The organism is Lysinibacillus sphaericus OT4b.31 (assembly GCF_000392615.1).
Lineage (GTDB): Bacteria > Bacillota > Bacilli > Bacillales_A > Planococcaceae > Lysinibacillus > Lysinibacillus sphaericus_B.
In genome coordinates, this window is sequence record NZ_KB933398.1 from 562,827 (window position 1) to 576,702 (window position 13,876).

The window sequence follows — 13,876 nt, forward strand, 5'->3', positions numbered from 1 at the left end:
AGATATCGAGGGTGAACTTCTCGATGTCTTTTGTCGTTTTTATGTTGAAATACATAAATGGAATAGCTTTATTTAATTCCTTGCTCCTTTTTCATTTTGTCAATTTCAGCAGCAAGGTCGTCACGTACTGTTCCTTTCCAAGGCTTGACACCTGCAATATAAGAGGAACGGGTCATAATATGTCCACCAACTGGACCTGTGATGAATAGAAACAAAATACCTAATAAAATACGAGGATTAAAATGATCTTCGATTAGCCAAAAGTGAAAGAAGACACCAATTAGCACACACATGACACCTAGCGTTGCACTTTTAGAAGCTGCATGTGCACGTGTGTACAAATCAGGTAATCGAATAAGACCGATGGCGGTAACGACGATAAATAGTACCCCAACAGAAATGAACAAGATAACTAAACTATTAGCGAGAATTGTCACGTTTAATGATATCTCCTTTCTCTATGAATTTAGAGAAAGCAACTGTACCGATGAACGATAAAATCGCTATCAATAATACAATCTCAAGGAAGAAGCTCGTTTCGACCAATACTGAAAACAGGCCGATTAACGAAATAAGTGACACACCTAGTGAATCCAGTGCTACGACACGATCAGATGCGGAAGGCCCCTTAACCATACGATAAATCACTGCGATCATTGATAAGCAAATCACTACAACTGAAGCAATAATAAACGTCATCATGATTTACTCACCTCCAAAATCGCTTTTTCAAATGAATCTCGAATGGCTGCAATGGCATCATCGACATCACTAATATCAATCGCATGCACATACAAGGTTTTTGCATCGTCCGACACATGTACTACTACTGTCCCCGGTGTTAATGTAATAAGACTTGATAATAGAGTAATTTCCCAGTCTTCTCTTAAAACAGTAGGGTAAGCAAAGAATGCAGGTTGCATATCAAGTTTTGGCTTTAAGACAACTTGTAGTACTTGGATATTTGCTAATATTAACTCTTTTAGAAAAAGGACAGTGAGCTTAATAATTGCCCATATTCGGACAACATATAGTCGCGACGAAAAAAATCTTCGCATGATGACAAGTAATATAATGCCGAGTATGAATCCAACAATAAAGCCGGTTGCTGTGTAATTAGATGACAGGAACATCCAAACGAAGGCAAGAGCAAAGTTTAAGATGATTTGAAATGCCATAGCTCTAATCCTCCTTCATTACAGCATCTATATAAATAGATGGATCATTTAATAGTTTAGCGGCATCGTCCATAAATGGAGTAAGCCATTCAGTACCAACACCGTATGCCACTGTAATTAGCACTAATAGCACAGTAGGGGTAAATAGCGTAGCATAGACTTTTTTATCAACTGTACCCTTCGTCTCCTTTTCTTCACCCCAGAAGGCATAAAGGAAAATACGAATGACAGAAAGCAGGACTAGTAGGGAAGAAGCTAAAATAAAAATACTACTCCACGTACTTCCAGCTTCAAAGCCCCCTTGTACGATTAATAATTTGCCGATGAAGCCACTCAGTGGGGGAATCCCTGCTAAACCAAAGGCTGCGATTAAGTAGAACCAGCCTAGTGCCGGGTACTTTTTCATAAGCCCACCCATTTTACGCAAATCAGATGTGCCTGTAATGTAAATCACAATGCCAATTAGCATAAAGAGCGCCGCTTTTATCAGCATGTCATGAATTAAATAGAACATCGCCCCTTTAAGGGCAATTTCATTCATTTGAGAGACACCGAATAAAATAACACCTACGGCAATAACAATGTTGTAAATAATAATGAGTTTAACATCGAAATAAGCAAGGGCACCAATACAGCCTGCTATAATAGTAGCAATCGCCAATGCCATTAGTAAATCATGTGTATACGATAAGTCATAGACGAAAAACAATGTATAGGTACGAGTAATCGCATAAATCCCAACCTTCGTTAACAATGCACCAAATAGAGCTAACACTGGAATAGGCGCTGCTGCATAGGATGTTGGAAGCCAGAAGTAGAGTGGAAAAATCGCTGCTTTTAGCCCAAATACCATTAAAAATAGTACAGCAATCACTGTCACAATGCCTGGTTGGTCAATTTCACCGATTTTCACCGCGATGTCCGCCATATTTAACGTACCGACAACAGAGTAGAGGAAGGCTACTGTAATGACAAATAATGCTGATGAAATGACATTAATTAAAATATATTTAATAGAGCCCATCAGTTGTTGCTTTTCGCCACCCAGTACAATTAGTAAGTACGATGACATTAGTAGGACTTCAAAGAAGACGAATAAGTTAAAAATATCACCTGTCGTAAAGGCTCCATTTACACCAGTTAAAATAAACATAATACCAGGATAGTAGAAGTAGCGTTCACGCTCTTTTGTGATTGAGCCGAAGCCATACCACACGACAAAAAAAGTAATCAGAAGTGTCGTTGTGACCAGCAACGCCGATACCATATCCGACACCATAGTAATACCGTATGGAACAGGCCAATCACCAAATGTAACTTTTTGTACCCCATCATTTTTTACTTTTAGTAGAAGTGAAATCGCTGATACGAGGGCTAGTCCAATACCGAGTAATGCAAATGTACGCTGGTATTTTAAATTTTTTTGACCAAACATTAAAATCATTCCGAAAAAGAACGGGATGATAATCGGTAGTAAAAGGAAGTTATTCATCCTCATCACTTCCTCTCATTAAACTAATATCATCAGTCTCGAGCTCCTGATATGAACGATATGCCAGCACAAGGAAGAATGCCGTTACGCCGAAGCTAATAACAATTGCTGTTAAGATTAGTGCTTGTGGCAACGGATCAGCAAACGTTTTGGCACCTTCTGTTAAAACAGGGGGTGCCTCTCCTCCAAGGCCACCCATCGTTAAAATAAGCAAATGGGCGCCATGACTTAGAAGCCCCGTACCAATAATAATGCGCAATAAACTTTTTGATAAGATTAAATAAACCGCTGCCATGAACAAGAAGCCGATGACAAACGCCATAATTATTTCCATTATTCATCCTCCCCAATCGTTTGAATAATGGTCATCGTAACGCCGACAACAACCAAGTAAACGCCGCCATCAAAGAGCATTGCCGTGTGTAATGACTGTTTGCCTAGAAGCGGTAAATCGAAATAGTCGAAGAAGTGAGTGAAAAATGGCTTTCCCATAAACATTGGAAATGCTGCTGTTGCAAGTGCTAATAATAAACCAGTTGCCGTTAAGTACGTGTAATTAAACGGTAGTACAGTACGTACTGTATTTAAATCAAAAGCAAGTACTAATAATACAATGGCACTGGATGTTAACAGTCCTCCGACAAAGCCGCCTCCTGGTGTATAATGCCCAGCCATAAAAATATGAATGGAGAAGAAGAAAATAATGAAGAACACAATTTTTGCTGTGAATTGAAGAATCACATCATTTGTTTTCATGTGCTTTCTCCTTTCTATTCATGCGGAGCTTAATCATTGCTAAAATAGCCATACCCGCAATACTTAATACTGTAATTTCAAATAATGTATCGAAACCACGATAGTCTACTAAAATAACGTTGACGATATTCCCACCGCCTGCTAAAGAATAGACGGTTTCCTCGTAATATTTTGAGATGGACGGGATAAATTTTTGCGAATGCGCTGATAATGCGATCAACGTCACCATAACGCCAACCGCGATTGAGATAATCGCACGGTTTAATTGAAAGCGCATACGTTCTTCCCGTTTCCCAAGCTTTGGAAGGTGATAAAACGCCATAAGGAATAAGGCGACGGAAATTGTTTCAATGACAAGCTGAGTTAATGCTAAATCAGGGGCATTAAAAATAACGAAGAATAATGCTACTGTATAGCCAACTGAACCGAGACCGATTATTGCGGTCAAACGTGATTTTGCTACTATCGTTGTAGCAGTACCAATGACTAAAACAAATATTAAAATAATTTCGTACAAACGAATAGGTGCGGCCCCTTCAAAGGAAATTGAAAAGGCATCTTTTACAAATAAAGTACCTAACACAATCGCCACAATACCGCTAAACATATAAAGTAAGTAGTGACGCATCGAGCCCGTCATATAAAGACGTGAGATACGATTTAAACCAACATCCAATCCTTGCATGATTTTGTCATAGGCATTATTCAATGTCAGTGATCTTGGGAATAATTTGTAGAGACCCTGCCATTTTGGTAAAGCCACAAACAATAAAACACCGATAATCACAATACCAATTGTCATAAACAATTCGGGTGTTAAGCCATGCCAAGCTGATACATGGATATCAATATCCCCCGGAGCATCATATAAAAACGGCTGAATCGCTTGAACAGCTGGCTTTACAAAAGTATCACCAATTAGATTAGGAATGAAGAATATTATGACAACAAACGCTGCTAAAATCATCGGTGAAATAAGCATGCCAATGGGTGCTTCATGTGGTATTTTCGCGTATTGTTGTGGTTTGTATTGTCCCGTGAATGTTCTAAAGACAAAGTAGCAACTATAGATGAATGTAAAAATACTTGCAATCCAAGCTACGATTGGGAAAAGAGCTCCCCATGTATCAAAGCCGTACAATTCAAATTCTTTAAGTGCTAGCATCGCTGTTAAAAACATTTCTTTACTCAAGAAGCCGTTAAATGGTGGTAATCCTGCCATCGAGAAGCTGCCAATTGCTGCAACTGTAAAACTGAGTGGCATAATACTCATTAATCCACCGAGTTTACGTATATCACGCGTGCCAGTTTCATGATCGATAATACCCGCGATCATGAACAAGCTCCCTTTAAATGTTGCATGGTTAATAAGGTGGAACATGGCTGCAAAGGCTGCAAATCTAAATACTGAATCTGCTGCACCATTCACATGAAATGCGCCTGCGCCTGCACCCAATAACGACATAATAAGTCCGAGCTGACTGACAGTAGAGAACGCAAGAATCCCTTTTAAATCCGTTTGTTTCACGGCAAAGAACGATCCCCAGAATAACGTGAATAGACCTACTGCTGTTACGAGCCATACCCAAAGCTCTGAAACGGCGAAAATTGGTGTGAAACGGGCCACTAAGTAAATACCAGCCTTCACCATTGTTGCAGAGTGGAGGTATGCACTGACAGGTGTCGGCGCTTCCATCGCATCTGGTAACCAAATATAGAATGGGAATTGCGCGGATTTCGTAAATGCACCTAATAGTAATAATACTAACGACCATGTAAACAATGGATGCTCTACTAAATTTGGTGCCATCACAATGAGTTCACGAATTGAATACGTTCCCCCCATTAAATACAGCAGAATAAATCCGCCTAACATCATTAATCCGCCGCCAACTGTAATCATCATTGACTTCAGTGCACCAAAACGAGAAGCATCGCGTGTGTACCAATAGCCAATCAGTAAGAATGATGATATCGACGTTAATTCCCAGAAGAAGTACAAAGTAATTAAATGATCAGATTGTACAACGCCTAGCATGGCAGTCATAAATAATAATAAGTAAACATAAAAATTATGTAGTTTCTCTTTATGTTTATCTAAGTAGAAAATCGAATAAAGCACAACCAATGAACCGATCCCAGTGATAAGTAAAGAGAATAGCAAGCTAAGTCCGTCTAAATAAGACACGACAGAAATATCAAGTGATGGGATCCAAGGAAGTTCAGCTTGGAAAACTTCACCCTTTGCAACTTTCGCTATATAAGAGGCATAAATAATCGCGAGTGTAGCAGGTACTGCAAGAACGAACCAGCCAGTATGAATGTTTTTTATGCTCTTGTATAAGAATGGCACTAATATCGCAGCTAGCATAGGGATGAAAATATAAAGTACTTGTAACAAAAAAATCCTCCTTTATGCAAGTAAGTATAGTAATTATAACGTACTTTCAAAGGTAATGCATATGCACTATCGGGATTTAGCTTGCGGTAGTGGGAGAATTTTCGCTATATTATAAATAGGAAGTTATCAACTAAAAAAGAGGAAAAAATTTTTTTATGAGGAATCCTTATATCTATGGTTATCTACCATTAATTACTATTTTATTATTCAGTTTAACATTCGGTATGTATGCTGTAGGAGAATCGCTGCACCTATTTCGATCTATCGGAGTATATTCTGGCATGCGTGAGTTTCTATCGGATTTTGAGCTGCGTGTTTTATTACTCATTGTGTTTGCAATGATATTCTTCATGATGTTTTCGGCATTAAAATTAATTGGAGAGACCATTCATGAGCTCGGTATGTTATTTTTCTCAAAAGATAGCGAAGGCACAACGGTGAGTCAAGCACGGGGCGGTTACGTTATCCTATTTGTGGGCGCTATGTGTTCTGCATTTGCCATTCAATCGATTTATGCTTTAGCAGGTATATTTATCATCACAGTATTTATTTATTTTATTTATTTAATCTATAAAATGAGTCATTTTATTTCGATGGGTGGAACAATTGGATTATTAGTATTTGAGCTTCTGATGTGGACATTACTAATGTCACTCGTAGTTTATGTGATTTTGAAATTGTATAACGGTATTTTGGCCAGCTTACCATTTGCTAAGTAAACAATAGCTACTAAATTTTTATTGCTTTGAAAAATTTTAGTACATAATAAAGATTTTCAAACAATAAAGGCCATCTTTCCATATGTTAAAAATCCGCTATGCTTTCCGCACGCAAGGCACGAACCGGCTTCCTTTTATTTTTTGTGCTGTGCTTAGGAGACTACGCGGATTTTTCCTTGTATATCAAAACAAAGCATGCTAGGACTGTTCCTAGCATGCTTTGTTTACTTTTTGGGACAGTTCCACATCGTTTTGCGCGCAAAAGCGAAGCTTAACATCAACGTTTATTCCAGCAGTACATTAAATAGCTGATGATGAATTTTGTAAGATTCTAGCTTCTCCATGGACTGTGGTTTGTCATAGCCTAGCCAGACAGCAGCTGTGTATTTACTATTTAAACCAGCGAGCCAATAGTCGCGATAATCATTCGTTGTTCCCGTTTTAGCTCCGATATAATCACTATCGCTATATACCCCTTGCCCTGTGCCATTTGCCACAACATCTGCTAAAAGCCCACGCATATACTTTACTGTTTTTGGAGACCATATTTGATCGCGCTCTGTATTCCAACTGTATAGCTCTGTTCCATCATTTGCTGTTACCTTACGTATGCTATGTGCAAGAACATAAGAGCCATCGATAAAGCTCGTATAGGCATCTGCTAGTTCTAATGCAGTAACACCATACGTTAGCCCTCCTAATGAAGCGGCATAATTACGATCCTCAGCAACGATAGAGCGGAAGTGGAAACGATCTAGATAATCAAATGCTGTTTCAACACCGACTGTATTAAATAGTCGAAGAGCGGAGGTATTATAACTGTGCCGGAATGCTGTACGAATTGGAACATCTCCATATAGGTAGCCACCGTAATTTTTTGGACAAAATGAACCAACACAATAACGACCACCATTGACGATGGAATCCGGTGTGTGCGTTGTTGTTTCAAAAAAAGGAGCGTATACGGCTAATGGCTTAAAAGCAGATCCTGGTTGTCGCATACCTTGATAGGCACGATGATAATCATATTTTTCATAGTTTTTACCAGCATACATACTGACGATCTCTCGTGAGACATTATCAATGACCGTACCGGCTGCCTGTAGCTTTCCAGTACCCAAAACTGCTGTCATCAGCTCCTCATCATGCGCTTGTTTGTTAGGATCAAGCGCAGTGTGAATCATTAAGCCATTTTGGAATAAAGTTTTGAGCCGGTTGTCTAGCTGGTCTCGAATTTGTTTCTTTTCTTCTTCATTTTGCGTGTTAGCAAGACGATCTGCATAGCCTTCCTTTTCCGCAACAAGCCAGCGTAATTCCTGCAAGACATAAGTGCCATACATTGGATAGCTTTGAATTTTATTTTTAACGTTCAATGTAATTATTTCTGCTTTATAAGCAGTTGCATCTGCTGAGCTAATCGTACCTCTAGTTGCAAGTGTATCTAAAAGACGTTCCTGTCTTTCTTTCGTATGATCAAAGTTTTTCAATGGGTTATAGAGAGACGGGTTGTTTGGAATGGCAGAAATAAAAGCAATTTCGGCAACAGATAATTCTTGTATTGGCTTTTGAAAATAATACGTTGCAGCAGCGCCAATGCCATAAACCTGGTTACTAAAATACGATTCATTTAAATACATTGTTAAAATAGTTTCTTTATCAAACTCTTTTTCAAGTTCGTATGCATAAAACAGCTCAGTCAATTTCCGTTCATACGTTTTTTCTTCCGATAAATAACGCATGCGAACAAGCTGTTGTGTAATGGTACTACCTCCCTGAGAAGTGGATTTTGAATTAGAATTGACCACCATGGCACGTGTGATGGCACTAAGGTCAAAGCCAATATGGTCATAAAAGTCGACATCCTCACTGGCTATAAAAATTTCCTGGGCAATTTGCGGAATATCTTGTAAAGTTAGTGGCTGTCGCCATTCGACATATTCTTCACTAAATGTTTGTCCATTCCGATCAATAAGTATAACGGGCAGTTGCGCTTGTACTTCTGGCAAATGGATAGCATTTTCAATTTGTTCCTCATGTGCTTTTGCTGTACCCAATTCTACCCTGATACTAGTGCTAATCCACCAAAGGAAGGGTAGACATAAAATAATAATAAAAAACCCAAAAGCCTTTTTCATGTGTCCCTCCATTCTGAATCTAAGTCCTTCAACAGAATAACATAATTTGGATGGTTTCCAAATACTCGTTCTGACCTATTTCTATGTCCACAATCAGTTACGATGCAACGTCTATCCGTAGTGAATCAGTAGCTGCTCCATTATGCTTTCAAAACATAAAATTTTTGCTGAATGAAGTTAAAAGTGCAAAAATCGTCAATACTTTGGTGGAGAAAACCTCGAGGAAGTATGTTAGACTAATATGAGGTCAGAAATGATGAAAGTGTCATCATTTCCGTTGAAACTGAAATTTTACTTTTAAAGGAGAGACTCCCATGTTTCCACAATTAACAAAAGAAGTACAAGCAGGCGAAGTAATAGTAGAAATGGTTACAACTTTAGGTGCTGTCAAGATTAAATTATTCCCAAAACAAGCACCTAAAACAGTTGAAAATTTCTTAGGCCATGCCAAATCTGGCTATTATAACGGCATTGTTTTCCACCGTGTTATCCAAGACTTCATGATTCAAGGTGGCGACCCAACTGGTACAGGTATGGGCGGTGAATCAATTTGGGGTAACTCTTTTGAAGATGAATTCTCTGAAGAATTATTCAACCTACGAGGTGCGCTTTCAATGGCGAATGCTGGTCCAAACACAAATGGTTCTCAATTCTTTGTCGTTCAAATGAAGCACCTTCCAAGTGATATGTTACGCCAATTACAAGGAGCAGGTTTCCCAGAAGAAATTATTGAAGCATATGCTCAAAATGGAGGTACACCTTGGTTAGACCATAAACACACTGTGTTCGGTCATGTTGTAGAAGGTATGGATATTGTTGATAAAATCGCTGACGTAGAAAAAGACGGCCGTGACAAGCCATTAGAAGATGTGAAAATTGAGTCAATTACAGTTTTTGAATAATAATTGTAAGGACGTGTAGAGAACATGGAACAATTAATGTATCAATTTTTATATTTCCCTGAAGATAAATCAGGCTACATTCCTGCAGCATTTGAATTTTTATTAATGCTCATTTTATGTACAGCTGTGTTTATTATTTTCCGTAAAATTTCTAAAAAACAAGAAATCAAATCAAAAGAAATTGAAGAACGTATTTTAGCTGATAAAAAAAATACTAGTAATCAACAAAATATTTAATAAAAACAGCACACCATGTAGCGTGCTCGGCTGTAGACAAACTCGAAAGTGAAATGAGTTTGTTTGCAGTCCTTTTTCTTTTGAATAGAAGTATCTATATGAACCTGATGATTTTCGTTACGGCTGAAAGTGGGGCGAACAAGTATGTACGTCGCTTTCAAGACTCAGATATCTTTGAATAGTTTTTCAATCGCATCTTAATGGGTTATTGTAACTAATATTTCTGATAAAATTTCAAAAGGTATTCGGAGTGATCAAATACCGAATACCTTTTGTCGACACTATATGGCAATCTCATGTAGAGTACTTTTTCTATGGATGATTTCGCTTATATCGACGAAAATAATTTCTCGATATTGTAAAACTAGAATAACAAACAAGTACAAGTGATAAACCGATACCGCTAAGTGCTACCACAAGTGCAAGCCATTCAAAAGCGGTATAGCCAAAAATACTTGTCCAGCTTACAGTGCCATCCCATTCCCCTATCACTAAGTTCATACCGTAAATACCAGAAACGACAGTAAATACTGTTAATATGAACAGTAATCTATTATTCCTATTATCGGAGCGATCCTCTAATGTGCGATATAAGCTATCAAGAGTTGATTTTGTTTCAATATAATGCTCATTAATACGGAAAAATTTCCGCAACGATTGAGAGATTTCTTTCCCCTCTGTACGGACAATAACCTCATCAAAATAATAACGTGAAGAAAACTTCGTAATTAATTCAATCAGTTCATCGACAACAAGCTTATCTTTTCCCCAACTTATTTCACTATATTCAAAAGATACCTTTAGGAGCATCATTTTGTAAAAATAATGTATAAACAAATTATAATAATGCGTACCCATAAATTCTTCAATGCTATGTTTTGACTTCTGAAAGGACAGATTAGATATGGCCATTTGTGCCTGGGCTGAAGTGACAATATAGCTGTGTGGTGCCCAACGCATATGCGTATGTTCTTTCACATACTCGCTAATATATTGAGGATTAGTACTGGAAATAAAGGGCTTCCCTTCAGGAGTTTTTCCATCTACTTGGCCCAATCGAAACAAATGTTCATCTAAAATTTCTTCTTCTTCCTTACATAGTAAAAACGCAGAGGAATACATGCGTTCATCCTCAAAAAAAGGTAATCCTTGATACGTTTCTGTTAGCTGATGCGGTACAAAGGGAAGTAAGAAGGGAACAAAATGTTTGAATAATACATCCCCTGTTGATGAAAAATGACCAAATGAAAAATGATGACTTGTGCCTTTTTCTTCTCTGAGTTTAGCTTCTAACACACGAAAATAATGTATAAAGTTTAGTACATCATTAAAGTCTTGCGCCGATTCCGTCATAGTCGTTCTAATAGTAATGATGCCATTCCCGAATGGGCAAAGTGTAATATCAATGCTAACAATTTCATAAGCAAGGCTGTCCTCTCTATAGTGCAACTCGCCTTTTGCATGGAAAGCTTTTGAAAAGCGGATAAAATCTTGACGATTTGCGTTATCAGGAAATAGTTTGTCTTCGATGAAGGGATAAAAAAATTGAGCTAATTCTTCATGTGAAATCGAGATGGATTCTCCATAAAATTTATTCTCTAAAGATTTGTTTTGTAAGGTGAAGAACGAAAAATTTTCTTTTGTTAGCTCTTTACAAAGCTTGTCTCTGCATTGCATATGGTAAGCAAAGGGGAATAAAAAAGTCATATAAGCACGTTCAATCGTTAATGGAGCTAACGTCATTTAATACACCTCACTTTTGTATAGAAACTTTTACCTTTTTAACTTGTTTCTAAACATAATAAAGGATACCCGTAGACAAACTCGAAAAAATATCGGGTATGCCTACAGTCTTTTTATCTTTTTCAATAAATATAGATAAGACCGTTATTTCCACTACGGGCGGGGTCAAGCTGCTTCCCTCAGTTCAGGATCTCGACTTTCCCGCTTTTCCCGTAGGAACGGAAGAGTATGTTCTATTTGGTAGGAGAAAGCCATTTTTTGAAGGTAGTTCTCTTGTTTTTTAGCGAGTATATGAGCATACAGGTAGCATTTGATTTCGTAATAAGAAATTCGTAATCAGAGGTGTTTTATAAACAGCATCAACTGCCATAAATGGTCCTTCGGTACAGGCTGTTCACGCTTATTAATTTTTCGTCATCATGTTTATTTCAAGTATTTTAGCAGGTTCGGAGCAGAATAGAAACAGTAGGTGATACAAGTTGATTGGAGTGGAAGGCGCGACACTTCTGCAGGAACAGCACGTGCGGAAAATCAATTTTTGCGGCAATCCGCCGCAAAAATTAGTTGGAGCCATGCCTGCGGAAAAGGAGCGCCTGAAACGGAAATCAACGGTTTCTTACTATAAAGAAAAAAGACTGTCTACAAACTCAAAATTTCTTTGAATTTGTAGACAGTCTGAAAGGATATCTCAAGTACCTGAGATATCCTGAAAAGGGTCCAAAGTAATTCTTCATGAATAAAATCGACCACTTTTAAAATGATGATTATAATAATGCGCGCTTAAAGCGTGTAACACCATCTTTAACAGTTTCAAATGAACAAGCAACATTCATGCGTAGGAAGCCACGACCTTCTTCTCCATACTTTGTGCCAGGCTCTAACGCCACTTTACCAATTTCAAGTAATCGTTGCATCATTACTTCTTCATCGATTTCCATCTCGCGGTAATCAATCCAAAGTAAATATGTGCCTTGCGGTTTCTCAACACGAATACCAGGTAATTGTTCTAACTCTGCCATTACATATGCCATGTTGTTCGAAATATAAGGGAGTAATTCCTCTAACCACGCAGAACCTTCTGTATATGCAGCATGCATGGCGATAGGTGCAAAGCTATTTAATGAGCCCTGACCACTAGCCATGTTGACGGCCTCTAACTGCGCACGCTTTTTCTTATCTGTTACAATCATATAGGCAATTTGAATGCCTGCTAAATTAAATGTTTTCGTTGGTGCCATACATGTAATAATACGATCTATTTCATCTCCTGCAACCTTGGCAAGAGGTGTATGTACTGCGCCTTCTAACATTAAATCTGAGTGAATTTCATCAGAAATAACAACAACATCATATTTTGCACATAATCGAACAATTTCTTTTAATGTAGCTTCATCCCATACATAGCCCCCTGGATTATGCGGATTACATAATATATAAGCTTTTACATTTTGAGCAAGAGCCTGTTCAAAGGCCTCAAAATCAAAAACAAATGTACCGTCTTTCTCTACTAAAGGACATGAAACAACTTCTCGGCCATTACTTTTAGGTATGTTAAAGAATGGAGGATAGACAGGTGATGATATAAGCACCTTATCTTCTAGCTTAGTAAATGCTGTTATGGCATTTGCCAAAGCAGAAACAACACCGTTGTTGAATAAAATAGAGTCCTTGTCAATGTGCCAACCATGTCGGGTATCCTGCCAGTCTACTATTGACTGTAGTGCTTTCTCACTGATAAAGCTATAGCCAAAGACAGCGTTTTCAGCATGCTCTTGCAGTGCCTGTGACACAGCTGCAGGTGGAGCAAAATCCATATCAGCTACCCACATTGGTAGTATTTCTGAAGCACCTTTTAACCCATATACTTTTTCCATTGCGTCCCATTTTACAGAGTTAGAATGACGACGAATAATAGTATTATCGAAAATAGACAAGCAAATCACTCTTTTCTTTTTTATTTCCTATGGTATCATACGAGTATGATAAAAGGATAATAGGTGAGTATTTTGGAAAATATTAAAATGAATCAAGCAGCCGTGCATCTGCTAGAGGAATGGGATCCATTCCACTTAGGTCCAGACCATTATGATACGGAAACAGCTGATGTCGTAGCAGCACTGCAAGGAATTGATGATCCTTCAGTACTAGCAAAGGTTATTCAGGAAACATATGAGCATTCGTTTGAACAATGGATTCCATTCGAAGATTGTGTAGCCATTTCGTACAAACTCATTGCTATTAAATTCGAAGCAAAGTGTATTATTTAATATAAAAGTCCCCAGCAATTTTGGTGGAGACAATAATACTAATTTT

General features: G+C 38.0%; 15 protein-coding genes. 5 read left to right on the top strand and 10 right to left on the bottom strand.

Annotation, left to right across the window (positions count from 1 at the left end; translation table 11 throughout):
• Positions 1 to 68: 68 nt before the first annotated feature.
• Genes mnhG through H131_RS02710 form a run of 7 tightly spaced genes read right to left on the bottom strand, consistent with a single transcriptional unit; the run spans position 69 to position 5,827 of the window.
• Positions 69 to 437, bottom strand: coding sequence for a monovalent cation/H(+) antiporter subunit G (gene mnhG / locus H131_RS02680; protein ID WP_010857508.1), 369 nt, complete (start codon positions 435 to 437; stop codon positions 69 to 71).
• A complete protein-coding gene (locus H131_RS02685; RefSeq protein WP_010857509.1) occupies positions 421 to 702 on the bottom strand; it encodes a Na(+)/H(+) antiporter subunit F1 in 282 nt (93 codons plus the stop codon). Before H131_RS02685 ends, mnhG begins: the two co-directional genes overlap by 17 nt.
• Positions 699 to 1,178 carry a Na+/H+ antiporter subunit E gene (locus H131_RS02690; RefSeq protein WP_010857510.1) on the bottom strand — a complete coding sequence of 160 codons (480 nt, stop codon included), beginning with the start codon at positions 1,176 to 1,178 and terminating at the stop codon, positions 699 to 701. The genes H131_RS02685 and H131_RS02690 overlap by 4 nt, the downstream gene beginning before the upstream one ends.
• 4 nt (positions 1,179 to 1,182) lie before the next feature.
• On the bottom strand, positions 1,183 to 2,670 hold the full coding sequence (locus H131_RS02695; RefSeq protein ID WP_010857511.1) for a Na+/H+ antiporter subunit D: 1,488 nt from the start codon (positions 2,668 to 2,670) through the stop codon (positions 1,183 to 1,185).
• Positions 2,663 to 3,004, bottom strand: coding sequence for a Na(+)/H(+) antiporter subunit C (locus tag H131_RS02700; protein WP_010857512.1), 342 nt, complete (start codon positions 3,002 to 3,004; stop codon positions 2,663 to 2,665). Before H131_RS02700 ends, H131_RS02695 begins: the two co-directional genes overlap by 8 nt.
• A complete protein-coding gene (locus H131_RS02705; protein ID WP_010857513.1) occupies positions 3,004 to 3,426 on the bottom strand; it encodes a Na(+)/H(+) antiporter subunit B in 423 nt (140 codons plus the stop codon). Before H131_RS02705 ends, H131_RS02700 begins: the two co-directional genes overlap by 1 nt.
• Complete coding sequence (locus tag H131_RS02710) at positions 3,413 to 5,827, bottom strand: Na+/H+ antiporter subunit A (protein WP_010857514.1); 2,415 nt, start codon at positions 5,825 to 5,827, stop codon at positions 3,413 to 3,415. The genes H131_RS02705 and H131_RS02710 overlap by 14 nt, the downstream gene beginning before the upstream one ends.
• Before the next feature lie 155 nt (positions 5,828 to 5,982).
• Between H131_RS02710 and H131_RS02715 the strand changes: the two genes are divergently transcribed.
• Complete coding sequence (locus tag H131_RS02715) at positions 5,983 to 6,546, top strand: DUF5366 family protein (RefSeq protein WP_010857515.1); 564 nt, start codon at positions 5,983 to 5,985, stop codon at positions 6,544 to 6,546.
• Between the two features lie 284 nt (positions 6,547 to 6,830).
• Here H131_RS02715 and H131_RS02720 read toward each other — a convergent pair whose 3' ends face one another.
• Positions 6,831 to 8,681 (bottom strand): transglycosylase domain-containing protein, encoded by a 1,851-nt coding sequence (locus H131_RS02720; protein ID WP_010857516.1) that lies wholly within the window; start codon positions 8,679 to 8,681, stop codon positions 6,831 to 6,833.
• 314 nt (positions 8,682 to 8,995) lie between these two features.
• On the opposite strand from H131_RS02720, the gene H131_RS02725 reads away from it, so the two are divergent.
• Positions 8,996 to 9,583, top strand: a complete 588-nt coding sequence (locus H131_RS02725; RefSeq protein WP_010857517.1) for a peptidylprolyl isomerase — start codon at positions 8,996 to 8,998, stop codon at positions 9,581 to 9,583.
• A gap of 24 nt (positions 9,584 to 9,607) precedes the next feature.
• Complete coding sequence (locus H131_RS02730; protein ID WP_010857518.1) at positions 9,608 to 9,820, top strand: hypothetical protein; 213 nt, start codon at positions 9,608 to 9,610, stop codon at positions 9,818 to 9,820.
• A gap of 312 nt (positions 9,821 to 10,132) precedes the next feature.
• On the opposite strand, the gene H131_RS02735 is transcribed toward H131_RS02730, so the two are convergent.
• The gene (locus tag H131_RS02735; protein WP_010857519.1) at positions 10,133 to 11,563 is read right to left on the bottom strand and encodes a magnesium transporter CorA family protein; all 1,431 of its coding nucleotides are present in this window, start codon (positions 11,561 to 11,563) and stop codon (positions 10,133 to 10,135) included.
• A 479-nt stretch (positions 11,564 to 12,042) separates the two neighbouring features.
• Between H131_RS02735 and H131_RS02740 the strand changes: the two genes are divergently transcribed.
• Entirely contained in the window at positions 12,043 to 12,225 is a 183-nt protein-coding gene (locus H131_RS02740) for a hypothetical protein (protein ID WP_010857520.1), read from the top strand.
• A 102-nt stretch (positions 12,226 to 12,327) separates the two neighbouring features.
• On the opposite strand, the gene H131_RS02745 is transcribed toward H131_RS02740, so the two are convergent.
• Positions 12,328 to 13,497, bottom strand: a complete 1,170-nt coding sequence (locus tag H131_RS02745; protein WP_010857521.1) for a MalY/PatB family protein — start codon at positions 13,495 to 13,497, stop codon at positions 12,328 to 12,330.
• Positions 13,498 to 13,569: 72 nt separating this feature from the next.
• Here H131_RS02745 and H131_RS02750 point away from each other — a divergent pair, with 72 nt between their 5' ends.
• Positions 13,570 to 13,830: a DUF1871 family protein gene (locus H131_RS02750; RefSeq protein WP_010857522.1), complete on the top strand. Its 261-nt coding sequence runs from the start codon at positions 13,570 to 13,572 to the stop codon at positions 13,828 to 13,830.
• Positions 13,831 to 13,876 lie beyond the last annotated feature (46 nt).

What these genes read in the sequence shown, in the direction of transcription:
- H131_RS02720 (WP_010857516.1), bottom strand. Translation starts at nt 8,681, where the DNA reads ATGAAAAAGGCTTTTGGGTTTTTTATTATTATTTTATGTCTACCCTTC.
- H131_RS02715 (WP_010857515.1), top strand. Translation starts at nt 5,983, where the DNA reads ATGAGGAATCCTTATATCTATGGTTATCTACCATTAATTACTATTTTA.
- H131_RS02695 (WP_010857511.1), bottom strand. Translation starts at nt 2,670, where the DNA reads ATGAATAACTTCCTTTTACTACCGATTATCATCCCGTTCTTTTTCGGA.
- H131_RS02700 (WP_010857512.1), bottom strand. Translation starts at nt 3,004, where the DNA reads ATGGAAATAATTATGGCGTTTGTCATCGGCTTCTTGTTCATGGCAGCG.
- H131_RS02685 (WP_010857509.1), bottom strand. Translation starts at nt 702, where the DNA reads ATGATGACGTTTATTATTGCTTCAGTTGTAGTGATTTGCTTATCAATG.
- H131_RS02735 (WP_010857519.1), bottom strand. Translation starts at nt 11,563, where the DNA reads ATGACGTTAGCTCCATTAACGATTGAACGTGCTTATATGACTTTTTTA.
- H131_RS02690 (WP_010857510.1), bottom strand. Translation starts at nt 1,178, where the DNA reads ATGGCATTTCAAATCATCTTAAACTTTGCTCTTGCCTTCGTTTGGATG.
- H131_RS02725 (WP_010857517.1), top strand. Translation starts at nt 8,996, where the DNA reads ATGTTTCCACAATTAACAAAAGAAGTACAAGCAGGCGAAGTAATAGTA.
- H131_RS02730 (WP_010857518.1), top strand. Translation starts at nt 9,608, where the DNA reads ATGGAACAATTAATGTATCAATTTTTATATTTCCCTGAAGATAAATCA.
- H131_RS02705 (WP_010857513.1), bottom strand. Translation starts at nt 3,426, where the DNA reads ATGAAAACAAATGATGTGATTCTTCAATTCACAGCAAAAATTGTGTTC.